The organism is Flavobacterium sp. 120, assembly GCF_003633605.1.
Classification (GTDB): Bacteria; Bacteroidota; Bacteroidia; order Flavobacteriales; family Flavobacteriaceae; genus Flavobacterium; species Flavobacterium algoritolerans.
Map to the genome: position 1 here is coordinate 2693827 of NZ_RBKZ01000001.1, position 24758 is coordinate 2718584.

Annotated in this window: 19 protein-coding genes, 4 tRNA genes and 1 pseudogene; 2 read left to right on the forward strand and 22 right to left on the reverse strand. The window is 34.3% G+C overall.

Features of this window, described 5'->3' with window-relative positions:
- Nucleotides 1-3 precede the first annotated feature (3 nt).
- Together C8C87_RS11475 and C8C87_RS11480 are read right to left on the reverse strand one after the other, a co-directional pair.
- Nucleotides 4-957, reverse strand: coding sequence for a MoxR family ATPase (locus C8C87_RS11475; protein ID WP_121342700.1), 954 nt, complete (start codon nt 955-957; stop codon nt 4-6).
- A 118-nt stretch (nt 958-1075) separates the two neighbouring features.
- Nucleotides 1076-2506, reverse strand: a complete 1431-nt coding sequence (locus C8C87_RS11480; protein WP_121342701.1) for a peptidylprolyl isomerase — start codon at nt 2504-2506, stop codon at nt 1076-1078.
- Nucleotides 2507-3266: 760 nt separating this feature from the next.
- On the opposite strand from C8C87_RS11480, the gene C8C87_RS11485 reads away from it, so the two are divergent.
- Together C8C87_RS11485 and C8C87_RS11490 are read left to right on the forward strand one after the other, a co-directional pair.
- Complete coding sequence (locus tag C8C87_RS11485) at nt 3267-4709, forward strand: alpha-amylase (RefSeq protein ID WP_121342702.1); 1443 nt, start codon at nt 3267-3269, stop codon at nt 4707-4709.
- 189 nt (nt 4710-4898) lie between these two features.
- Nucleotides 4899-6489 (forward strand): annotated as a pseudogene (locus tag C8C87_RS11490) (peptide chain release factor 3).
- A gap of 81 nt (nt 6490-6570) precedes the next feature.
- On the opposite strand, the gene C8C87_RS11495 reads toward C8C87_RS11490, so the two are convergent.
- From C8C87_RS11495 to C8C87_RS11590, 20 genes are all read right to left on the reverse strand, one after another.
- Complete coding sequence (locus C8C87_RS11495; protein ID WP_099714548.1) at nt 6571-6930, reverse strand: hypothetical protein; 360 nt, start codon at nt 6928-6930, stop codon at nt 6571-6573.
- Between the two features lie 350 nt (nt 6931-7280).
- Nucleotides 7281-7592, reverse strand: coding sequence for a DUF3467 domain-containing protein (locus C8C87_RS11500; protein WP_121342703.1), 312 nt, complete (start codon nt 7590-7592; stop codon nt 7281-7283).
- 3 nt (nt 7593-7595) lie between these two features.
- Nucleotides 7596-11909 (reverse strand): DNA-directed RNA polymerase subunit beta', encoded by a 4314-nt coding sequence (rpoC, locus tag C8C87_RS11505; RefSeq protein ID WP_121342704.1) that lies wholly within the window; start codon nt 11907-11909, stop codon nt 7596-7598.
- 293 nt (nt 11910-12202) lie between these two features.
- Complete coding sequence (gene rpoB / locus C8C87_RS11510) at nt 12203-16015, reverse strand: DNA-directed RNA polymerase subunit beta (protein ID WP_099714546.1); 3813 nt, start codon at nt 16013-16015, stop codon at nt 12203-12205.
- A 274-nt stretch (nt 16016-16289) separates the two neighbouring features.
- Entirely contained in the window at nt 16290-16658 is a 369-nt protein-coding gene (gene rplL, locus C8C87_RS11515) for a 50S ribosomal protein L7/L12 (protein WP_035670434.1), read from the reverse strand.
- 90 nt (nt 16659-16748) lie between these two features.
- Complete coding sequence (gene rplJ / locus C8C87_RS11520; protein ID WP_099714545.1) at nt 16749-17261, reverse strand: 50S ribosomal protein L10; 513 nt, start codon at nt 17259-17261, stop codon at nt 16749-16751.
- 22 nt (nt 17262-17283) lie between these two features.
- Nucleotides 17284-17973 (reverse strand): 50S ribosomal protein L1, encoded by a 690-nt coding sequence (rplA, locus tag C8C87_RS11525; protein ID WP_039111376.1) that lies wholly within the window; start codon nt 17971-17973, stop codon nt 17284-17286.
- Nucleotides 17974-17986: 13 nt separating this feature from the next.
- Nucleotides 17987-18424 carry a 50S ribosomal protein L11 gene (rplK, locus tag C8C87_RS11530; RefSeq protein WP_035639405.1) on the reverse strand — a complete coding sequence of 146 codons (438 nt, stop codon included), beginning with the start codon at nt 18422-18424 and terminating at the stop codon, nt 17987-17989.
- Nucleotides 18425-18492: 68 nt separating this feature from the next.
- Nucleotides 18493-19044 carry a transcription termination/antitermination protein NusG gene (nusG, locus tag C8C87_RS11535; RefSeq protein ID WP_121342705.1) on the reverse strand — a complete coding sequence of 184 codons (552 nt, stop codon included), beginning with the start codon at nt 19042-19044 and terminating at the stop codon, nt 18493-18495.
- A 12-nt stretch (nt 19045-19056) separates the two neighbouring features.
- Nucleotides 19057-19254 carry a preprotein translocase subunit SecE gene (secE, locus tag C8C87_RS11540; RefSeq protein WP_039109059.1) on the reverse strand — a complete coding sequence of 66 codons (198 nt, stop codon included), beginning with the start codon at nt 19252-19254 and terminating at the stop codon, nt 19057-19059.
- 17 nt (nt 19255-19271) lie between these two features.
- Nucleotides 19272-19342: transfer RNA gene (locus tag C8C87_RS11545), tRNA-Trp, on the reverse strand.
- Nucleotides 19343-19401: 59 nt separating this feature from the next.
- Complete coding sequence (tuf, locus tag C8C87_RS11550) at nt 19402-20589, reverse strand: elongation factor Tu (protein WP_099714543.1); 1188 nt, start codon at nt 20587-20589, stop codon at nt 19402-19404.
- A 54-nt stretch (nt 20590-20643) separates the two neighbouring features.
- Nucleotides 20644-20715: transfer RNA gene (locus C8C87_RS11555), tRNA-Thr, on the reverse strand.
- 79 nt (nt 20716-20794) lie between these two features.
- Nucleotides 20795-20875, reverse strand: a tRNA-Tyr gene (locus C8C87_RS11560).
- A gap of 33 nt (nt 20876-20908) precedes the next feature.
- A tRNA-Thr gene (locus tag C8C87_RS11565) sits at nt 20909-20982 on the reverse strand.
- Between the two features lie 90 nt (nt 20983-21072).
- Nucleotides 21073-21375, reverse strand: a complete 303-nt coding sequence (gene hpf / locus C8C87_RS11570; RefSeq protein WP_099716279.1) for a ribosome hibernation-promoting factor, HPF/YfiA family — start codon at nt 21373-21375, stop codon at nt 21073-21075.
- 35 nt (nt 21376-21410) lie between these two features.
- Nucleotides 21411-22307, reverse strand: a complete 897-nt coding sequence (locus C8C87_RS11575) for a tyrosine-type recombinase/integrase (protein ID WP_121342706.1) — start codon at nt 22305-22307, stop codon at nt 21411-21413.
- Nucleotides 22308-22377: 70 nt separating this feature from the next.
- Nucleotides 22378-22572, reverse strand: a complete 195-nt coding sequence (rpsU, locus tag C8C87_RS11580; RefSeq protein ID WP_035670421.1) for a 30S ribosomal protein S21 — start codon at nt 22570-22572, stop codon at nt 22378-22380.
- Between the two features lie 262 nt (nt 22573-22834).
- Nucleotides 22835-23977: an acyl-CoA dehydrogenase family protein gene (locus tag C8C87_RS11585; protein ID WP_121342707.1), complete on the reverse strand. Its 1143-nt coding sequence runs from the start codon at nt 23975-23977 to the stop codon at nt 22835-22837.
- 17 nt (nt 23978-23994) lie between these two features.
- A complete protein-coding gene (locus C8C87_RS11590; RefSeq protein WP_367881661.1) occupies nt 23995-24663 on the reverse strand; it encodes a ComEA family DNA-binding protein in 669 nt (222 codons plus the stop codon).
- Nucleotides 24664-24758: the final 95 nt, after the last annotated feature.

The window sequence follows — 24758 nt, forward strand, 5'->3', positions numbered from 1 at the left end:
TTATTACATCAGCTTCTGAATAATAGCTTCTTCAGTAATTCCTTCGGCATCAGCTTTATAATTTTTAATAATTCTATGGCGTAAAATTCCGGTAGCCACAGCTTTTACATCTTCAATATCCGGAGAAAATTTACCATTAAAAGCAGCATTTGCCTTGGCAGCTAAAATTAAATTTTGAGAAGCACGAGGTCCAGCTCCCCAATCTAAATAATTTTTCACAAACTCATTAGACAACGGATTATCCGGTCTTGTTTTACTGACCAATGTCACTGCATACTCAATTACATTATCTGCAACAGGTATTCTACGGATTAATTGTTGAAAATCAATTATTTCTTGAGCAGTAAATAATGGATTTATAGTGTTTTTTATATCAGAAGTAGTCTGCTTAACCACTTGAACTTCTTCTAAAAAAGAAGGATATTCTAATTTTATGGCAAACATGAAGCGGTCTAACTGAGCTTCGGGCAAAGGATACGTTCCTTCCTGCTCAATTGGATTTTGAGTTGCCAAAACAAAATAAGGCAAATCTAATTTATAGTTTTCACCCGCAATAGTAACCGAACGCTCCTGCATCGCTTCCAACAAAGCAGCTTGGGTTTTTGGTGGCGTTCTGTTTATCTCGTCGGCCAAAATAATATTAGAAAAAATAGGCCCTTTTATAAATTTAAAATGACGATTTTCATCTAGTATTTCACTTCCAAGTATATCTGAAGGCATCAAATCCGGAGTAAACTGAATTCTTTTGAAATCAAGTCCTAATGCTTGCGCAAGCGTGTTTACCATCAATGTTTTGGCCAATCCTGGAACTCCTACCAATAATGCATGCCCGCCAGAAAATATACAAAGTAAAATTTGATCTACCACATCATCCTGACCTACAATGATTTTTGCTATCTCCGTTTTTAGCTCATTCCTTTTTTGAACCAAGTTATGTATTGCTGCTACGTCTGACATGTATTAAGTATTTAAAATTAAAAAGAGTTAGCGTTATGAAATCATAAAACTAACTCTTTTTATTTATTTATTGAAAAATTTTTATTCCTAATTCCAATCTGGTAAATGATTAAGGAAACTATTTTTTAAGCCAATTGTTTGTAAAATCACAATCTCTATATTCTCCAATGATTTTGATGTACGTTTCTTTAATCTTTTCATCAAACCATTTTCCAATAGTCGTAATTTGTTTGCTTTTTAAAGCCAAGTCTTTTATTTTAATGTAATCTTTGGCATAATCCGCCGCATGCTCATCAATTCTATTTGTAACAGTAATTAGTTTGAATGTTTTCTTTCCTTCTTCACCTTGTTCTAATATTGGAGCAGAAACTTCACCCTCTTTTAAATTAGAAACTTGACTATAAAAAGTAGGATCCATTTTTGTCAATTCAAAACGAGTATCTTGTGTTTTTGGATTGATTAAAGCTCCACCATTGGCTCTAGTTTCTTTCTCATCAGATAATGTTCTGGCTGCATCTGCAAAAGTGATTTCTTTATCTTCGATTCTTTTTTTAATCAAAGTAATTTTCTCTTTAGCTTCATTCAACGCTTCTTCAGTTACTGTTGGTGTCAATAATATATGACGTAATTCTATTTCTTGCCCTTTAATTTTTTCTACATAAATGATATGATATCCAAAATCTGTTTGAAAAGGAGCAGAAATTTCTCCTTCAGCAAGACTAAACGCAACATCTTTAAACTCTTTTACAAATGGAGTTTTACGATTCATTTTATAAAACCCTCCATTCGATCTTGAACCCGGATCTTGAGAATATAAAACTGCTTTAGTAGAAAAACTCGAACCTTCTTCTATTTCCTTTTTAAAACCATTCAGTTTATCAATTACCTTTTGTTTATCGGCATCCGAAACTTTAGGAGCTACCACAATTTGCGCTACTTCTAATTCTACACCAAAAAAAGGAAGATCAGTAGCAGGTATTGTCTTGAAATAATTACGCACTTCTTCAGGAGTAATTTCTACAGCATCAACAATTTTCTTTTGCATTTCTGAACTTAACTTACCTTCTTTTAAAATATCAGAGAAGTAAGTTCTGAATTCTTCCTCAGAATCTTTTTTGTAGTACTTAACCACTTTGTCTAAAGATCCAATTTGCTCTACCATATAGTTCAAACGATCTTCCATCATACCTTTCACTTCAGCATCTGTAACTACGATACTATCTTGAATAGCTTGATGTGCATATAATTTATCTTCCAATAATTTACCTAACATTTGACATCTTGTAATGTCTTTTACAGATCCACCTTGAGTAGAAATCTCAAGATACGACTTATCAATATCAGAATCAAGTATGATATAATCCCCAACCGTGGCAATTACACCGTCAATTTTTTGTTTTTGATTGGATTGGATTTTTTTAACCGGAGTAATGACACTATCCTTAATAATTTCTTGAGCACTTGCTACAACACTGGAAAAAAGCAAAACAAAAAAAGTAAGTGCAATTCTATTATTGATGGATCTCATTTGTATTTTATTTATTGGCATTATTATAATTTGTATTTATTGTAAAACATCCCTATTCAACTGTCTTTAAACCTGTTTTATAAAGGCCAGAATAATTTTGGCAAATATACACTTTAAGAATCAAGAAGCGAATTGAATTTATAATACAATTTCTTACCATTCTTTAAATTTAAAACGAACAAAAATAACAATTCAATTACATAATACAAGTTTCCTACCTACTATTAACAAAAAATTATAAACGCATTTATTGATTGCGATATTCAGCTCCTAAATCGTAAAGAAACTGAACATTAGAAGTGGCGAAATTAAAATCACCATTGTGCATTATTAAATTGTAACAGTATCATTTTATTTCCCTTTTTTAAACATTCTAGTTTTTAGCAAAATCTACTTTCCTTTTTTCCACTGTTTCATTTGTTCCAAATCGAGTTTTGCTTTAAAAAACATTCCAAAAACAGAAAAAGCATTAAAAATCAGGGTTTAAATTTCTCATTTTTAGCAGTATATTCAAAAAGTTGTAAACACTACAACGTTTTCGTTAAGAATTAAAAAAATTCGCATACTCATCACGTAAGAATTTGTATAAATTAGCTAAAAAAGTGATTTATTATTAAAAAATTAAATGTAAAAATAAATTTATAATAATTATTCCATTTATTTTTTTGATTTTAATAAAATGAGTTTTAATCCCTAACCTTAAAAAAATCTAAAATTCATATTGTATACTATTTTCAATTAATACTCCAAAATCTATTATTTAACCAAATTTATTCCTTTTATGAAAAAACTAAATTTCAAAGCGTATCTATTATCAGCCTTATTAGTTGGTATGTATTCGTGTAATTCGAATGACGATCTGGCAACTGATTCTGCTGCTGCTGCTTCACAATTCAAAGTAATCAATGTTACGCATCACGACGGACAACCATTCAGTACCGGAAAATCAGCTAATTCCACAACCGGAAGATATGTTGCAAATCCTGGCGGTGGTGTTATGATGCAAGCATTCTATTGGGACGTTCCTGCCGGCGGTAACTGGTGGAATACTGTTAACGCCAAAATAACGGCTTGGTCAAATGCCGGGATTGGTTCTATCTGGCTTCCTCCCGTATCCAAAGCACAAAATGGTGCTTTCTCAATGGGATATGATCCTACAGATTATTTTGATTTTGGTAATTACAATCAAAATGGAACTGTAGAAACAAGATTCGGTTCCCGTACAGAACTAGAAAGTCTGATAACAAAAGTGCACGCCGAAAACATGCAAGTATATGCTGATATGGTTTTAAATCACAATAGCGGCGGACAATTAGAAAACAATCCTTTTACAGGAACGCAAACCTATACTAATTTTACCGGTGTCGCTTCTGGCAAATTCCCTAGAACCAGTGCTGATTTTTATAAAAATGCATACGGAAATAATGATGAAGGTGCTTTTGGAGGCTTTCCCGATTTAGCTCACGTGGTACCAAATGTTCAAGACTGGCTTTGGAAAAGAGCAGACGGAGTTGGTAAATATTACAAAAATACGATGAAATTTGACGGATGGAGATTTGATTACGTTAAAGGTTTTGCTCCTTGGGTCATAAAAGATTGGAATGCAAACGTGGGTGGATTCTCCGTTGGTGAGTTATGGGATTCTAACGTAAACATACTGAATGATTGGGCAAATAATGCCAATAGTTCTGTTTTTGACTTTGCCTGTTATTATAAAATGAACGATGCATTCGACGGAAACAATTTAAATCTTTTGAATGATGACATGATGTGGAAAAGAAACCCTTACAAAGCAGTTACTTTCGTTTCTAATCATGACACCGATGAAATTTGGAAAAAAGAGTTAGCGTATGCTTATATTTTAACTCACGAAGGATATCCAACTATTTTTTACAGAGATTATGAGGAATGGTTGAATAAAGCGAAAATGGACAATCTTATTTGGATACACAATAATAAAGGAACTGGAACAACTTCTATTTTATACACCGATACTGATGAATATATCGCTCGAAGAAATGGTTATAATGGAAATCCAGGTTTAGTGGTTTACATTAACAACTCATCAACTTGGCAAGAAAGATGGATTCAAACGAATTGGGCTAATGCACAAATCAAAGATTTCACAGGAAATTCAACTTGGTTTCCTACAACACAAGGCGATAAATGGGTTAAAATTCAGTGTCCACCAAATGGATATTCTGTTTGGTCAATCAATATGTAACACATAAATACCATCAAGGCTGTCTGAAAAGGCAGCCTTTTTTTTTATCAGTTAGTAAATCTTCACAATACTAATATTGCTTTAAAATCACATGAATTGCAACTTCAAAACTCGCCTACTCCATTTAGAGTATACAATTTTTTTAAATGGCATTTATAAATAGTACTTTTGCAAACTATTTATACAAATATGGGCTTTTTAGAAGAAATACAACGCAGAAGAACTTTCGGGATTATCTCACATCCTGATGCCGGAAAAAACAACACTTACTGAGAAACTCCTCCTTTTTGGTGGTGCAATTCAAGAAGCAGGTGCCGTAAAGAATAATAAAATTAAAAAAGGTGCTACCAGTGACTTTATGGAAATTGAACGCCAGAGAGGAATTTCGGTTTCTACTTCGGTTTTAGCATTCAATTATAAAGACAAAAAAATAAATATTCTCGATACTCCCGGACACAAGGATTTTGCCGAGGACACTTTTAGAACATTAACTGCTGTTGACAGCGTTATTGTTGTAATTGACGTTGCCAAAGGTGTTGAGGAACAAACGGAAAAATTAGTAGCTGTTTGTAGAATGCGAAAAATTCCAATAATCGTATTCATCAACAAATTAGACCGTGAAGGAAAAGATGCTTTTGACTTGATGGATGAAGTGGAACAAAAACTGGGTTTAACCGTTACGCCATTAAGTTTCCCAATAGGAATGGGTTATGATTTTCAAGGTATTTATAATCTATGGGAACAAAACATCAACTTATTTAGTGGAGACAGCCGTAAAAATATTGAAGAAACTATCGCTTTCTCTGATGTTCAAAATCCAGAATTAGAGAAAATCATCGGGCAGAAACCTGCTGATAAACTACGTGAAGAACTAGAGTTGATCGACGAAGTATATCCAAAATTTGATCGTCAAGATTATTTAGACGGAAAACTACAACCTGTATTTTTTGGTTCGGCATTGAATAATTTTGGAGTAAGAGAATTATTGGACTGTTTTGTTCAAATTGCTCCATCGCCAAGACCAAAAGATTCTGAGACACGATTGGTAGATCCAAAAGAAGAAAAAATGACTGGATTTGTTTTTAAAATCCACGCCAATATGGATCCAAAACACAGAGACCGTCTGGCCTTTATAAAAATTGTTTCTGGAACTTTCGAAAGAAACAAACCGTATTATCACGTTCGCCAGAAGAAAAACTTAAAATTCTCGAGTCCGAATGCTTTTTTTGCAGAAAAAAAAGAAATAGTAGACATATCCTATCCTGGTGATATTGTTGGTTTACACGACACCGGAAATTTCAAAATTGGAGATACGTTGACCGAAGGGGAAATCATGAGCTTCAAGGGAATTCCAAGTTTCTCACCGGAACACTTTAGATATATTAATAATGCTGATCCAATGAAAGCCAAACAATTGGACAAAGGAATTGATCAGTTGATGGACGAAGGTGTTGCGCAGTTATTTACACTTGAAATGAACAACAGAAAAATAATTGGTACGGTTGGCGCACTTCAATATGAGGTGATTCAGTATCGTTTGGAACATGAATATGGCGCAAAATGTACGTATGAAAATTTCCCTGTTCACAAAGCATGTTGGGTAAAACCTAACGATCCAAAAAGCGATGAATTTAAAGAATTTAGAAGAATCAAACAAAAGTTCTTAGCACATGATAAGTACGGACAATTAGTATTTCTAGCCGATTCTGATTTTACAATCCAGATGACACAGAATAAATATCCGAATGTAAAATTATACTTTACTTCAGAATTTGAATAAAATATTTTTTAAAATAATTACAAAAAAAACGCTAATTAAAAATTAGCGTTTTTTTATATACCTTTTAAAATAAACCTCCACTTAAGAAATCATACTGTCAGAATCTACGGCTTTCTTTAAAAAAGCTTTGATCAACAAACGGTTTGGAGCAGAACCAGATGTTATAACCTGTATTTTTGTATTTGTACTTTCTTTAGAGATTGTACCGTTTGGATCTTGTTTTGTCCCCATAAACCATAGTACGAAATTCATACTATTTGAAGATGAAACTGCTGAAACACTTTCTTTTTTTGAATTACTGTTAACTTCAACAGTATTACCATCAACTAGCTTTTGAGCAGATTGACCAAATACAGATACGTTTGACATTAATACAAAAACAAACATTATCAAGAGATTAGAAATCCCTTTAGTGTCCGCTTTTAAAGAAAAATATTTCATAACAATTCGTTTTTTTTATGATGGATAGGATTTAATTCCCTATCTCGAGAACGAAAGTATATCATTTATTTACGAGCAAAAAATATTTTCGATGAAGCACCTTAATAATCGTTTAAAACACAAACTTGTTATCAAGACCCTGAATTTAATAGTTTCTTAATATCAATTTATCAAATAAAAAGTATTGTTTAATTTTTTTCAGAAATACAAAATTTCAAGAGCGATTGCTGGAGAATATTGAAATTGTTCTGAAATACATATTTATATCAAAACGTATAGTTGCTAATTAAGTGACTAATATATAAACAAAAAAAGGCCCCATTTCTGGAGCCTTTTTTTTTCTTTATAATTTATGCTTGTCCTGCCGGACCGAAATTAAGCGGTATTGGTGCTTGTTCAGTGTCTTTTATTTCGCCATGAGCGACTTCAAAACGGTGAATGTTTTCTCCTATTGCTTTCAACAATCTTTTAGCATGTTGTGGTGTCAAGACAATTCTTGATTTCACCTTAGCTTTAGGAATACCAGGCATGATGCTTACAAAATCTAAAACAAACTCTGATGAAGAGTGATTTATTATTGCCAAGTTGGAATAAATCCCTTCGGCAACTTTTTCATCTAGCTCAATATTAATTTGCTCTTGTTGTTGATTAGAATTACTCATATTTTAGTAAATATATTCTTCTTTGTTAGCCATCATGTCGTTATAATCTTCTTTTGAACCTACAATTGTATTGTCATATTCTCTCATACCTGTTCCGGCAGGGATTCTATGTCCTACAATTACATTTTCTTTCAATCCTTCTAAGTAATCGATTTTACCTGCAACTGCAGCTTCATTCAATACTTTAGTAGTTTCTTGGAAAGATGCAGCAGAAATAAATGATTTAGTTTGAAGCGATGCTCTTGTAATACCTTGTAAAACTGGTGTTGCTGTTGCAGTAACAACATCACGAGCTACAACAAGATTTTTATCTGTACGTTTCAATAAAGAGTTTTCATCACGCAACTCACGAGGCGTAATAATTTGACCTTCTTTTAATGCACTAGAATCTCCAGCATCTTCAACTACTTTCATACCATATAATTTATCATTTTGAACGATAAAATCTTTAGTGTGAATTAATTGATCTTCTAAGAATAAAGTATCACCTGGATCCTGAACTCTTACTTTACGCATCATTTGACGTATCACTACTTCAAAGTGTTTGTCGTTGATTTTTACCCCTTGTAAACGGTATACTTCTTGAATTTCATTTACCAAATACTGTTGAACAGCAGCTGGTCCTTGGATTCTTAAAATATCATCCGGAGTAATTGCACCATCAGATAAAGGCACCCCTGCTCTTACGAAGTCATTTTCTTGAACTAGAATTTGGCTTGATAATTTAACCAAGTATTTTCTAACGTCACCAAATTTAGACTCGATAACAATCTCACGGTTACCTCTTTTGATTTTTCCAAAAGAAACAACACCATCGATTTCAGAAACAACAGCTGGGTTTGAAGGATTACGAGCTTCTAACAACTCTGTAATTCTAGGTAAACCTCCTGTAATATCTCCTGATTTAGAAGAACGACGTGGGATTTTTACCAATACTTTACCTGCTTTAATTTTCTCACCATTTTCAACCATCAAGTGGGCTCCAACTGGTAAGTTATAAGAACGAATTAGTTCCCCTTCTTTACCGTAAACCAATAAAGTTGGAATTAATTTTTTAGCTCTAGATTCAGAAATTACTTTTTCTTGGAAACCAGTTTGCTCATCAATTTCAACCATGAATGATTGACCTTGCTCTAAATCTTCATAAGCAATTTTACCGGTAAATTCAGAAACGATAACTCCATTATATGGATCCCATTTACAAATCACATCTCCTTTAGCAACAGATTGACCGTCTTTAACGAAAATACTTGAACCGTAAGGAATATTATTTGTACTTAATAAGATACCTGTTCTTTCATCAATTAATTTCAATTCAGTAGAACGAGATACAACAATATCAACTGCATTACCTTCGCTATCTTCTCCTTTAACAGTTTTTAAATCTTCGATTTCAAGTTTACCATTAAATTTGGTAATGATGCTTGATTCTTCAGAAATACCACCCGCAACCCCACCAACGTGGAATGTACGTAATGTTAACTGTGTACCAGGTTCTCCAATAGATTGTGCTGCAATAACACCAACTGCTTCTCCTCTTTGTGTCATTTTACCAGTAGCTAAATTTCTACCGTAACATTTTGCACAAATACCTTTTAACGCTTCACAAGTTAATGGTGAACGCACTTCAACTTTCTCGATTGGAGAAGCGTCAATTGCTTTCATTATAACTTCTGTGATTTGTTGTCCAGATTGAACTAAAACTTCATTGTTTAAAGGATTAATTACGTCTTGTAAAACAACACGTCCTAAAATTCTTTCTCCTAATGATTCAACAATTTCCTCATTTTTCTTCAATGCTGATACTTCAACACCTCTTAATGTACCACAATCTTCGATGTTAACAATAACATCTTGAGATACATCATGCAATCTTCTTGTTAAATATCCTGCATCGGCAGTTTTCAATGCCGTATCCGCAAGACCTTTACGCGCACCGTGAGTAGAGATAAAGTACTCAAGGATAGAAAGACCTTCTTTAAAGTTAGAAAGAATCGGGTTTTCAATAATCTCACCACCACCAGCAGTCGATTTTTTAGGCTTAGCCATCAAACCACGCATACCAGTTAACTGACGAATTTGTTCTTTGGAACCCCTTGCTCCAGAATCAAGCATCATATACACTGAGTTGAAACCTTGTTGGTCTTCTCTAATGTTTTTCATAGCTAACTCTGTCAATTGAGCATTTGCTGAAGTCCAAACATCAATAACTTGGTTGTAACGTTCGTTATTGGTAATAAGACCCATGTTATAATTTGCAGAAATACCTCCTACTTGCTCTCTTGCGTCGGCAATTAATTTAGGTTTCTGATCTGGAATTCTAATATCTCCAAGAGAGAATGACAAACCACCTTTGAAGGCAAATTTGTACCCCATGTCTTTCATATTATCCAAGAAAGCCGCTGTAGTAGGTACATCAGTAGAACTCAAAACGTGACCGATAATATCTCTAAGATTTTTCTTAGTCAATACATCATTGATATATCCAGCTGCTTCTGGTACTACTTCATTAAATAATACACGACCTGCAGTTGTTTGTATAATTTGGTATACTAATTCACCAGCTTCATTAAAATCTTTTGCTCTAATTTTTACTCTAGCATTCAATTCTAATCTTCCTTCATTCAAAGCAATATTTACTTCTTCAGCAGAATAGAAAGTGATTCCTTCTCCTAAAATTTTAAGCTCTGGAGTTGATAAACGTTCTTTGGTCATATAGTATAGACCCAAAACCATATCCTGAGAAGGTACCGTGATAGGAGCTCCATTTGCAGGATTCAGAATATTGTGAGAACCCAACATTAATAGTTGTGCTTCCAAAATAGCTTCTGGTCCTAAAGGCAAGTGAACTGCCATTTGATCCCCATCAAAATCCGCATTAAATGCAGTACAAACTAAAGGGTGCAATTGGATTGCTTTTCCTTCAATTAATTTTGGTTGGAATGCTTGTATACCTAATCTGTGCAAAGTAGGAGCACGATTCAGTAATATTGGGTGACCTTTGATAACATTTTCAAGGATATCCCAAACTACAGGCTCTTTCTTATCTATTATTTTCTTAGCTGATTTTACAGTTTTTACAATTCCTCTTTCTATCAATTTACGGATAACGAAAGGTTTGTATAATTCTGCTGCCATATCTTTTGGGATACCACATTCAGATAATTTCAATTCAGGTCCAACAACAATTACCGAACGAGCAGAATAATCCACACGTTTTCCAAGTAAATTTTGACGGAAACGTCCTTGTTTACCTTTAAGGGAATCAGATAATGATTTTAATGGTCTGTTTGATTCTGTTTTTACTGCAGATGCTTTACGCGTATTATCGAAAAGTGAATCTACAGATTCTTGCAACATACGTTTTTCGTTTCTTAAGATAACTTCTGGAGCTTTAATCTCCATTAATCTTTTCAAACGGTTGTTACGTATAATTACACGACGGTATAAATCATTTAAATCTGAAGTTGCAAAACGACCTCCATCAAGTGGCACAAGCGGACGTAATTCTGGTGGAATAACTGGTACCACTTTCATAATCATCCATTCCGGACGATTCTCACGGTTCAAGTTAGACTCACGGAAAGATTCAACAACTTGTAATCTTTTTAGTGCTTCAGTTTTACGTTGTTTAGACGTTTCATTGTTAGCATTGTGTCTCAATTGGTAAGACAATGCATCAAGATCTATTCTTGCTAATAAATCCATGATACACTCCGCTCCCATTTTGGCAACAAATTTATTAGGATCAAAATCATCAAGATACTGATTGTCAGCAGGAAGTGTATCTAAAATATTTAAATATTCTTCTTCTGTCAAAAAGTCTAGTCTTTGTAATGATTCACCTTCTGCATTTTTAGCAATACCAGCCTGGATAACTACGTATCTTTCGTAGTATATAATCATGTCTAATTTCTTAGATGGAAGACCAAGGATATAACCAATTTTGTTTGGAAGAGAACGGAAATACCAGATATGAGCAATTGGCACAACTAGATTGATGTGACCTACTCTGTCTCTACGTACTTTTTTCTCAGTTACTTCAACACCACAACGGTCACAGATGATTCCTTTGTAACGTATTCTTTTATACTTACCACAAGCACATTCAAAATCTTTTACTGGTCCGAAAATTCTTTCGCAGAAAAGACCATCACGCTCTGGTTTGTGCGTTCTGTAGTTGATAGTTTCCGGCTTCAATACTTCACCTCTTGATTCTTTCAAGATAGATTCAGGAGAAGCAAGCCCTATTGAGATTTTATTAAACCTTTTTACGGGGTTTTTATCTTTACTATTATTATTTCTATTATTCATCATAGTTTTTACTATTGATTTATTTGCAATTAAAAAATTGATTCTTGTTTAAGTCGAAAGTTTGAAAGTCGAAAGTCGAAAGTCACACTAGACTTTAAAACTTTAAGACATTTGACTTTATGACTGTAACATTACCTCGGATTACTTCTCTAAACTTCAACAAATTTTTGAAGTGCTAGTTATAAAATCTTTTGAGATTTTATAAAAAATCGGAACGGTTTACGGGTCTAAATCCTAAAAACTTATATAAATGAGTAATCAGCCCCGAAAAAATCGGGACTGATTACTAAACTTTTTTATTCTTCTAAACGAATGTCTAATCCAAGACCTTTCAATTCATGCATCAATACATTGAATGATTCAGGTAATCCTGGTTCTGGCATAGATTCACCTTTTACGATTGCTTCGTAAGTTTTAGCTCTACCGATAACATCATCAGACTTCACAGTCAAGATTTCTCTAAGAGTACTTGATGCTCCATAAGCTTCAAGTGCCCAAACTTCCATCTCTCCAAAACGTTGACCTCCAAATTGAGCTTTACCTCCAAGTGGTTGTTGTGTAATCAACGAGTATGGACCTATAGAACGTGCGTGCATTTTATCGTCAACCATGTGTCCAAGTTTCAACATGTAGATAACTCCTACTGTTGCAGCTTGATGGAAACGCTCTCCTGTACCACCATCATATAAATGTGTATGTCCAAAACGTGGTATTCCAGCTTCATCAGTCAATTCATTGATTTGATCAAGAGTTGCTCCGTCAAAAATTGGTGTAGCAAATTTTCTACCCAAGTTCATACCAGCCCAACCAAGTACCGTTTCATAAATTTGACCAATGTTCATACGTGAAGGTACCCCAAGTGGGTTCAACACGATATCAACTGGCGTTCCATCTTCAAGGAAAGGCATATCTTCATGACGAACGATACGAGCAACAATACCTTTGTTACCGTGACGTCCCGCCATTTTATCCCCAACTTTCAGTTTACGTTTTTTGGCAATATATACTTTAGCTAGTTTCAAGATTCCTGCTGGCAATTCATCTCCAACAGTAATAGTGAATTTCTCTCTACGTAATGCACCTTGTAAATCGTTCAATTTAATTTTATAGTTATGAATTAAATCATTAACCATTTTATTAGTTGCATCATCAGCAACCCATTGACCTTTACTTAAGTGAGCAAAATCTTCAACAGCATAAAGCATTTTTTGAGTGTATTTTTTACCTTTTGGTAAAACTTCCTCACCCAAATCATTCATTACACCTTGAGATGTTTTTCCGTTTACGATCAAGAAAAGTTTTTCAACTAATTTGTCTTTTAATTCAACAAATTTAACTTCAAACTCCATTTCAAGTGCTCCTAAAGCATCTTTATCTTGAGTACGCTTACGTTTATCTTTTACTGCTCTTGCGAACAATTTTTTGTCTAAAACAACACCATGTAAAGAAGGAGACGCTTTTAATGAAGCATCTTTTACATCACCTGCTTTGTCTCCGAAGATTGCACGAAGCAATTTCTCTTCCGGAGTAGGATCTGATTCCCCTTTTGGAGTAATTTTTCCAATAAGAATGTCGCCAGGTTTAACTTCAGCTCCAATTCTAATCATACCATTTTCATCTAAATCTTTAGTAGCTTCTTCAGAAACGTTCGGTATGTCGTTCGTTAATTCTTCGTTACCTAATTTAGTATCTCTAACTTCTAATGAATAATCATCAACGTGAATAGAGGTAAAAATATCGTCACGAACTACTTTTTCAGAAATTACAATCGCATCCTCGAAGTTATATCCTTTCCATGGCATAAATGCAACTTTAAGGTTTCTACCTAAAGCTAATTCACCATTTTGAGTCGCATATCCTTCTGATAATACTTGTCCAGGAATAACTCTGTCCCCTTTTCTTACGATAGGTTTAAGGTTGATACTTGTACCTTGATTGGTTTTTCTAAATTTAATTAGATTGTATGTTTTTTCATCTGGCTCAAAACTCACCATTCTTTCTTCCTCAGAACGGTCGTATTTGATAGTGATGATATTTGCATCTACATATTCTATAACCCCATCTCCTTCAGCATTAATCAATACTCTAGAATCAGAAGCTACTTGACGCTCTAAACCGGTTCCAACAATTGGAGCTTCAGGACGAATTAATGGTACGGCCTGACGCATCATGTTAGATCCCATCAAGGCTCTATTCGCATCATCATGTTCCAAGAAAGGAATCAAAGAAGCCGAGATAGAAGCAATTTGATTTGGAGCAACATCCGTATAATCAACTTTTGTTGGTTCAATTACAGGGAAATCACCTTCTTGACGTGCAATTACGTCTTCGGCAGTAATTTTTCCAGTAGCATCCATTTGAATATTTGCCTGAGCAATCATCATTCCTTCTTCTTCTTCTGCGCTCAAGTACACTGGAGTAGACACTAAATCTACAGTTCCATTAGTTACTTTACGGTAAGGTGTTTCGATGAAACCCATTCCGTTTACTTTAGCATAAACACCAAGAGATGAAATCAAACCAATATTTGGTCCCTCTGGAGTTTCAATTGGACATAAACGTCCGTAATGCGTATAGTGAACGTCACGTACCTCAAAACCTGCTCTTTCTCTCGAAAGTCCACCTGGTCCTAGTGCAGATAATCTTCTTTTGTGCGTAATCTCGGCAAGTGGATTCGTTTGATCCATAAACTGAGACAACTGGTTTGTTCCAAAGAAAGAGTTGATAACAGATGATAATGTTTTAGCATTAATCAAATCTATTGGTGTAAACACCTCGTTATCTCTAACGTTCATTCTCTCACGAATAGTTCTAGCCATACGCGCTAAACCTACACCGAATTGTTGAGACAATTGTTCTCCAACTGTTCTTACACGACGGTTTGATAAGTGATCAATATCATCAATCTCTGCTTTAGAGTTGATCAATTCAATCAAATATTTTACAATGGTTATGATATCTTCTTTGGTCAAGACTTGCTTTTCCATTGGAGTATCTAAACCTAATTTTTTATTTATTCTATAACGACCTACTTCACCTAAATTGTAACGTTGGTCAGAGAAGAATAATTTATCTATAATACCACGAGCTGTTTCTTCATCAGGCGGTTCAGCGTTACGTAATTGTCTGTAGATATGTTCAACAGCCTCTTTTTCAGAGTTTGTTGGATCTTTTTGCAACGTATTATGAATGATGGCATAATCACCTTGATTAGCATCTTCTTTATGTAACAAAATAGATTTAACGTTAGAATCAATGATTTCTTCTACATTATCTTTGTCGATAATTGTATCTCTATCAAGGATTATTTCGTTACGTTCGATAGAAACTACTTCACCAGTGTCTTCATCTACGAAATCTTCATGCCATGTATTCAATACACGGGCAGCTAATTTTCTACCGATATATTTTTTTAAACCTGTTTTAGAAACCTTAATTTCTTCGGCAAGGTCAAAAATTTCTAGAATATCTTTATCTCTTTCAAAACCAATTGCTCTAAAAAGAGTGGTAACTGGTAATTTTTTCTTTCTATCGATATAAGCATACATTACGCTATTAATATCTGTAGAAAATTCTATCCAAGAACCTTTAAAAGGAATTACTCTCGCAGAATATAATTTTGTTCCATTTGCATGGAATGATTGACCAAAGAAAACACCTGGAGATCTGTGTAATTGAGAAACAACTACACGCTCAGCACCATTAATAACAAAGGTACCACTCGGTGTCATATAAGGTATCGTACCAAGATAAACATCTTGAACAATAGTTTCAAAATCTTCATGTTCTGGGTCTGTACAATATAGTTTTAACCTAGCTTTTAAAGGCACACTATAGGTAAGACCTCTTTCTATACATTCTTGAATTGTATAACGTGGTGGATCTACAAAATAATCAAGGAATTCTAATACAAAGTTATTTCTTGTATCAGTAATTGGGAAGTTTTCCATGAAGGTATTGTAAAGCCCTTCGTCGCCTCTTTCGTCAGATTTAGTTTCTAATTGAAAAAAATCTTTGAACGATTTAACCTGAACATCAAGAAAATCTGGATAATCAGGAATATTTTTTGTTGAGGCAAAATTCAATCTTTCAGTCTGATTTGTTATCATCAATGGACAAAATTTTGATTAAAAAAGTAATTTTTGGTGTAAATAATAATTTATTTACATTTAAATTTTACAACCATTACATCTTTAAAAAATCAATTTAAGATAACTACTTTCTTATTATCTATTGATTTATTTTCTCGTAATGGGTAAAATTATTGTATTAAAAAGTATAAATTGTAACAATACAAGCTAGACTTTTGTTATACGAAAAATGGTTTAGGTCATTGGGTGACTAAACCCAAGACCTAAACCTTATTCTTTAAACTGAGTTTAACTATTTAAGCTCAACAACAGCTCCAGCTTCTTCTAAAGATTTTTTAAGACCTTCAGCCTCTTCTTTAGAAACACCTTCTTTTACATTACTTGGTGCGCTATCAACTACATCTTTAGCTTCTTTCAAACCTAAACCTGTAAGTTCTTTTACTAATTTCACAACAGCTAATTTAGAAGCACCAGCTTCTTTCAATACAACTGTGAATTCTGTTTGTACTTCTTCAGCAGCAGCTTCTCCACCACCTGAAACTACTACAGCTGCAGCAGCTGGTTCGATTCCGTACTCATCTTTTAATATTGTTGCTAATTCGTTAACTTCTTTTACCGTTAGGTTAACTAATTGTTCTGCGAATTGTTTCAAATCTGCCATTTTTTCTATCGTTTTAAAATGATTTGTAAAAATATAATTTATTTATTGTGCGCTTTTTAAAATAAAACTGAGACTATAAAGTCGGTTTTATTATGCTTCTACTTCTTCTGTAGCCTCTTCGCTTTTTGCGAATTGGTTTTGAAGAGCAGAAATAACTCTTTGAGCTGGTGATTGAAGTAATCCAATGATTTCGCCGATAAGCTCTTCTTTAGATTTAATAGTTGCTAATGCATCTAATTGATCATCTCCAATATAAATTTCAGAGTTAATATAAGCTCCCTTTAACACAGGTTTAGCTGATTTTTTTCTGAAATCTTTAATTATTTTTCCAGGTGCATTTGCAACATCTGAAATAAATATAGCACTGTTACCTGTCAATACAGAAGGTAAGTCACCATAATCATTATCAGAAGCCTCCATTGCTTTTGCAAGCAAAGTGTTTTTTACAACCTCTAATTTTATACCTGCTTTAAAACAAGCTCTTCTCAAGCTTGAAGTAGTCTCTGCATTAAGTCCTGAAATATCAGATATGTAAATGATATTTGTACCAGCTAACTGTGCAGTTAAATCTTCAATCGCGATTGATTTTTCTTCTCTAGTCATACTAAAAATTATTAACTACCAATTATACTGCTTTTGGATCCAATGCAATTGCAGGACTCATAGTGCTTGTAAGGTGAATACCTTTAATGTAGGTACCTTTAGCAGCAGTTGGCTTAAGTTTGATTAATGTTTGAATAATTTCGTGTGCATTGTCATAAATTTGCTCAGCTCCAAAAGAAACTTTACCAATTCCTGCATGTACGATACCAGTTTTATCAACTTTGAAATCGATTTTACCAGCTTTAACTTCTTGAACAGCTTTTGCAACATCCATAGTTACAGTACCTGTTTTAGGGTTTGGCATTAAACCTCTAGGTCCTAAAATACGACCTAATGGACCTAATTTACCCATAACAGCAGGCATCGTGATGATAACATCAACATCTGTCCAACCGTCTTTAATTTTTTGAAGGTAATCGTCAAGACCTACATAGTCTGCACCAGCTGCCAAAGCTTCCGCTTCTTTATCTGGAGTAACTAATGCTAATACTTTAACATCTTTACCAGTTCCATGAGGTAATGTTACCACACCTCTTACCATTTGATTCGCTTTTCTTGGATCTACACCCAATCGAACTGCGATATCAACAGACTCATCAAATTTTGCAGAAGCAATAACTTTTATCAATGCAGCTGCATCTTTTAAAGAGTATAATTTGTTCTTCTCAATTTTTGAAGCAGCCTCTTTTTGCTTTTTTGTCAATTTTGCCATGTCTTTCTCTTAATTAAAAAGGAGAATCTCCTGATACAGTTATACCCATAGATCTAGCTGTTCCAGCAATCATGCTCATAGCAGATTCGATTGTGAATGCATTTAAATCTACCATTTTATCTTCAGCAATTGCTTTGATAACATCCCAAGTAACGCTAGCTACTTTTTTACGATTTGGTTCACCAGATCCTGACTTTAGCTTTGCAGCTTCCAATAACTGGACTGCCGCTGGAGGAGTTTTTACAACAAAATCAAATGATTTGTCTTTATACACAGTAATTTGTACTGGGCATATTTTGCCAGGTTTATCTTGAGTTCTAGCATTAAATTGCTTACAGAATTCCATGATGTTTACCCCAGCAGCTCCTAAAGCAGGTCCAACCGGTGGCGACGGGTTCGCAGCACCTCCCTTAACTTGTAGTTTAACTACCTTACTAATTTCTTTAGCCATTTTTTAAAAAATTTAACACTACAATCATTGGAAGCGATTGTAATGGATATTATAGATGTAACAAAAAATTATACTTTTTCAACTTGCATAAAACTTAACTCTAATGGAGTTTTTCTTCCGAAAATCTTAACCATTACTTCAAGCTTACGCTTTTCTTCATTGATTTTCTCAACAGTACCGTTAAAACCATTAAAAGGTCCATCAACAACCTTAATAGTCTCACCAATGTTAAAAGGAATAGAACGCGTATCTGTATTTACAGCCAGCTCATCTACTTTACCTAACATTCTGTTTACTTCAGAAATTCTCAATGGCACAGGCTCTCCACCTTTGATTTCACCTAGAAAACCAATAACACTTGTTATAGACTTAATAATATGAGGTATCTCTCCAATAAGATTAGCTTCAATCATAACATAACCAGGAAAATAAACTTTGTCTTTGACTATTTTTTTCCCCTCTTTTACTGTAACTACTTTTTCAGTAGGCACTAAAACTTGCGAAACATAATCTCCCATTCCTAGTCGCGCGATTTCGGTTTCAATATAAGCTTTCACTTTATTTTCTTGCCCGCTTACCGCTCTAACGACATACCACTTCTTAATAATATTATCTGCCATAACAAAAAAAAATTATGCTTTTATCCAGTTAAAAAATCCAGCCAAAGCTTTTGCGAAAATTTCATCTACTCCCCAAGTTGCCAAAGCGAATAATACTGAAAAAACAGCAACAACAATCGTTAGACGTTGCACCTCAGCCCAAGCCGGCCAAGTTACATTTGACTTTAATTCCTCAAATGCTTCTGATATGTAATTAACAACTTTTGTCATTATGATTTATTTTTTTGCACGGGCGGAGGGATTCGAACCCCCATCAACGGTTTTGGAGACCGCTATTCTACCCTTGAACTACGCCCGTAGAATAAAAAGTAGTGCCATCGTTAAACGACACTACTTTTTGAATTTATTTTTAGTAGATTATCCTACAATTTCAGTTACTTGTCCAGCACCTACTGTTCTACCACCTTCACGGATAGCGAAACGTAAACCAACGCTCATTGCGATTGGGCTTAACAAAGCAACATTAATAGTTAAGTTGTCTCCTGGCATTACCATCTCTACACCTTCTGGCAAAGTAATAACTCCTGTTACGTCAGTTGTACGTACGTAGAACTGTGGACGGTAGTTATTATGAAATGGAGTGTGACGACCACCTTCTTCTTTTTTCAAGATATAAACCTCTGCTTTGAAAGTAGCGTGTGGTTTAACTGAACCTGGCTTAATGATAACCATTCCTCTTTTGATAGATTCTTTATCAACACCACGCAACAATAAACCTACGTTATCTCCTGCTTCACCTCTATCAAGGATTTTACGGAACATCTCAACTCCTGTAATAGTAGAAGTTAATTTTTCAGCTCCCATACCAATGATTTCAACAGCATCTCCTGTATTAGCAATACCAGTTTCGATACGACCTGTAGCAACAGTTCCACGACCAGTAATTGTAAATACATCCTCAACTGGCATCAAGAATGGTTTTTCTGTATCACGAACTGGCTCTTCAATCCAGCTATCAACAGCTTCCATTAATTCAATGATTTTTGGTACCCAAGCTGGATCATTATTCAATCCTCCAAGAGCAGACCCCTGAACAACTGGACAATTATCTCCATCATATTCGTAGAAAGACAATAAGTCTCTAATTTCCATTTCAACAAGCTCTAATAACTCAGCGTCATCAACCATATCCACTTTGTTCATGAAAACTACCATTCTAGGAATACCAACCTGGCGACCTAAAAGGATGTGCTCACGTGTTTGTGGCATTGGTCCATCAGTTGCAGCTACAACAAGGATAGCACCGTCCATTTGAGCAGCACCAGTAACCATGTTCTTTACGTAATCCGCGTGACCAGGACAGTCAACGTGTGCGTAGTGACGGTTAGCAGTTTCGTACTCAACGTGTGATGTATTAATTGTAATACCTCTTTCTTTTTCTTCAGGAGCATTATCAATTTGATCAAATGATTTTGCTTGACAGTAACCAGCATCAGATAACACTTTTGTGATTGCTGCTGTTAAAGTAGTTTTACCGTGATCTACGTGTCCGATCGTACCAATATTTAAGTGTGGTTTCGAACGGTTAAAGGTTTCTTTTGCCATTTTACTTAATTTTTAATCTAGTTTATATATTTATTTCAATTTCCTACTTACTTGAGCCAACTACGGGAATTGAACCCGTGACCTCTTCCTTACCAAGGAAGCACTCTACCTCTGAGCTAAGTCGGCAGAACCCTTGATTAAAGAGCTTAGATTCCTAATTTTAAACTTTTCAATCTAAAAATTCACAATCTAAAATTAATTCTTGTGGGGAGAGCAGGATTCGAACCTGCGAAGTTCACACAGCAGATTTACAGTCTGCCCTCGTTGGCCGCTTGAGTATCTCCCCTACTTTTTCTATCGTCAAACCTTTACAGTCTTGAGCCGGCGGAGGGACTCGAACCCACGACCTGCTGATTACAAATCAGCTGCTCTAGCCAACTGAGCTACGCTGGCGAATCAATAAAAAAAGTCCGCTATTTCTAACGGACTGCAAATGTAGAGATTTTATCTCTCAATCAAAACATTTTTTAAAAAAAATTCATATTAAATGTGCGAACTTATTTTTTCTTTCCTTTTTACTAACATTCTCTCTAAGGATTCTGCCGAAAGCTCAACTGCCTCTTCAAAAGTTTTACATTGCTTTTTTACCAAAAAATCATCTCCTGGAACATTGATTTTTACCTCGGCAATTTTATTTTCTTTATCACTTGTCTTTTCAACCTTCAAAAAAACATCTGCTGATACTACTTTGTCATAATACTTTTCCAACTTGTCCATTCTCTCTTGAACAAAATCTACTAGCTTTTTGTCAACAGTAAAGTTAACTGCATGAACACTTACCTTCATAATCATTTTTTTTAATAGTTAAACATTTCTCAAAATTACTTCCGACCCCGTGGATGCGCTTCTTTATATACACTTTTCAGTTCTGATAAACTACTGTGCGTATATATTTGCGTCGATGCCAGACTAGAATGACCTAATAATTCCTTGACTGAATTTAAATCCGCTCCATTATTTAACAAATGCGTTGCAAAAGTATGTCTCAATATATGGGGGCTCTTTTTTACTTTTTCAGAGACAGTACTAAAGTAAGAATTTATTAATCGATACACAAAGGAATCATTTAATTTTAACCCTTTTTTTGTGAGAAATAAATAATCATGATCTTCAATAGACAACAAACTCTCCCGCTCTTTCAAGTACAAAGCGAACTGCTCTTTTATTATTGGCAAAACAGGAATAATTCGCTCCTTATTTCGCTTTCCTAACACTTTTATTGTACTGCCAGACAAATCAACATTTGTTATTTTCAAACTTATCAGTTCTGCTCTACGCATCCCTGTAGTATAAAACAAATCAATGACAAGTTTATTTCTAACTCCTTCAAAGCCGACTGCACTTTGCGCTATATCCAAAACATCAATAACCTCCTTTTCAGAAAAAGGAATCTGTAACAACTTTGGAGTCTTTAACGCTTTGTGCTTAAATAATGGACTTACTTCTATTTGCTTTGTTTTTAATAGAAATTTATAAAATGCTTTTAAGGATGCAATTTTTCTATTAACTGAGGTATTTGATATGTCATTATCAACAAGAGACACAATCCAACTTCTAATTTGACTATAATTAACCTGCTCAATATTTTGTTTGTCAAAATGTATCGTATTGAATGATTCAAAAGAAGTAATATCATTACAATACGCCGTAACGGTATGTGAAGAATATTTTTTCTCCAACTGTAGATAATCCCGAAATGCGTCTTTATTAGTAGTCATAAAAAAACCGTTAGCATCAAAGTTATAAAACTTTTAATGACTAACGGTATTTTATTTTAATAGATATTGACTAACTCTCTAAGTTATCTCTCATATTTTGGATATAAGCCGCTTTTTGAATTTTGATTCTATTTGTTACTGAAGGCTTAATAAAAGCAGTACGTGCTCTTAGTTGACGAACAGTTCCTGTTTTATCAAATTTTCTTTTGTAACGTTTTAACGCTCTATCGATATTTTCTCCGTCTTTAATTGGTATAATTAACATAATATAGACACCCCCTTTCTTTAAGTGTGCAAAAGTAAACATTATTTTGAATTATGAGTCATGAATTATAGATTATTTTTGGGCGTGCCGGTGGACACCTCTTTTATCATTCACAAAACGTCAATTCGTCCACCGTCAGGCTGTCCGTTTCAAGTCCTCATTGCATTCCGGGCTTTCCTCTTCTATCCTTCACGCAAAAAAAAGAGCCAAGCTACAATTTAATGCATTTTGGCTCTTTTTACTATATTCAAATTTTCAAAAACTACCCTTTCAACAAATTTCTGGAAATCACTATTTTTTGAATCTCGGTTGTTCCTTCTCCAATAGTACATAATTTAGAATCCCTGTAGAATTTCTCTACCGGATAATCCTTGATATAACCATAACCTCCATGTATTTGCACTGCCTCATTTGCTACTTTCACACACACTTCTGAAGAATACATTTTAGCCATCGCTCCCAATGTGCTAACTGGCCTGTGTTTCTCTTTCAAGAAAGCCGCTTTGTGCAACAATAATTCCGAAGCTTCAATCTCAGTTGCCATATCAGCCAACTTAAATGAAATACCTTGAAATTCTGAAATTGGCTGTCCAAACTGATGTCTTTCTTTCGAATATTTCAAAGCTGCTTCATACGCTCCTTTTGCAATTCCTAATGACAATGCGCCAATAGAAATTCTTCCACCGTCTAAAATTTTCATCGCCTGGATAAAACCTTGTCCTACTTCTCCTAATCTGTTTGCATCAGGAATACGACAATTATCAAAAATCAATTCAGCAGTTTCACTGGCACGCATGCCTAATTTATTTTCTTTTTTACCAGATGTAAAACCTGACATTCCTTTCTCAAAAACAAAAGCTGTCATTCCTTTTGAATCTCCTTTTTCACCAGTACGAACAATTACAACCGCAATATCTCCAGAGATAGCATGCGTAATGAAATTCTTAGCTCCATTTACAATCCAGAAATCTCCGTCTTTTTTTGCAGTAGTATTCATTCCTCCAGCATCAGAACCTGTATTGTGTTCCGTCAATCCCCAAGCACCAATATGCTCAGCAGTAGCCAGCTTTGGAATCCATTTTTTCTTTTGTTCTTCGCTTCCAAAAGTCAAAATATGATTGGTACACAAGGAATTATGCGCCGCAACAGACAATCCTATGGATGGATCAACTTTTGATATTTCTTCTACTATAGTAATGTATTCATGATATCCTAACCCCGAACCACCTAGTTCTTCCGGCACTAAAACTCCCATAAAACCCATTTCACCTAATTTTTTAAATAACGGCACAGGAAATGTTTGAGCTTCATCCCATTCCATTATGTTTGGTCGAATTTCTTTTTCAGCAAAATCTCTTATAGATTGCGCAATCATTGATTGCGTTTCGTTGTAGTCAAAGTTCATTGTAATAGTGTTTTGTTTTAAAAGTCCAAATATAAGCCAATTATTTTTGCTTTATCAACAGGAAATCCCTTAATTTTTGTTAAATCCTCAATATTGTTAATATTTCCTCTCATACTTCTATAGGTAACAATTTCTTTTGCCAAAGCATATCTGAAATAATAAAATTGAGAAAGTTCTTTTAAAGACGCATTATTAACATCTATTTTCTTAATATTCGGAAGTACCGAAACTTTAAAATGAGAATTTAAGTTCTCAATCACTTCAGGTGATAATCCCCAAACATCTTTCATTTGTTCCATGGAAACAAACCCACCTAAATTTTCTTTTTGTTTTAAAATTCGCAAAGAAATCGCCTCACCTATTCCGTAAATTTTTATCAAATCCTCTTTGGTTGCCTGATTGATATCGATTATAATAATTTTTTCTTTTTTGGCGAAAGCCTTATTTGGATATTTATTATACTCTTTAAATTCTTTCTTATTATTTACCCAATCAGGGAATTTAAAATAAGGAGCTATGACATTTAACAATGAATCCGAAATTTTAGTTACGTTTTGAAACTCCTTAGGTGAATTAACGTATTTATTTTCTTTTCTAAAAACTAGCAAGCGATCAATTTCTTCCACTGACATTCCTAACTTATATCCTTTATAATCAGTTATGAAATTAGGATTAAAAAGATACATTTTTGGAGACTCTTTTTCGGACTCCGTTTTCATGGAATCAATTTCAGATTGAAGGGAAAGCCATTTTTGTTTATCAGGATATTCTTTTGTTTCAA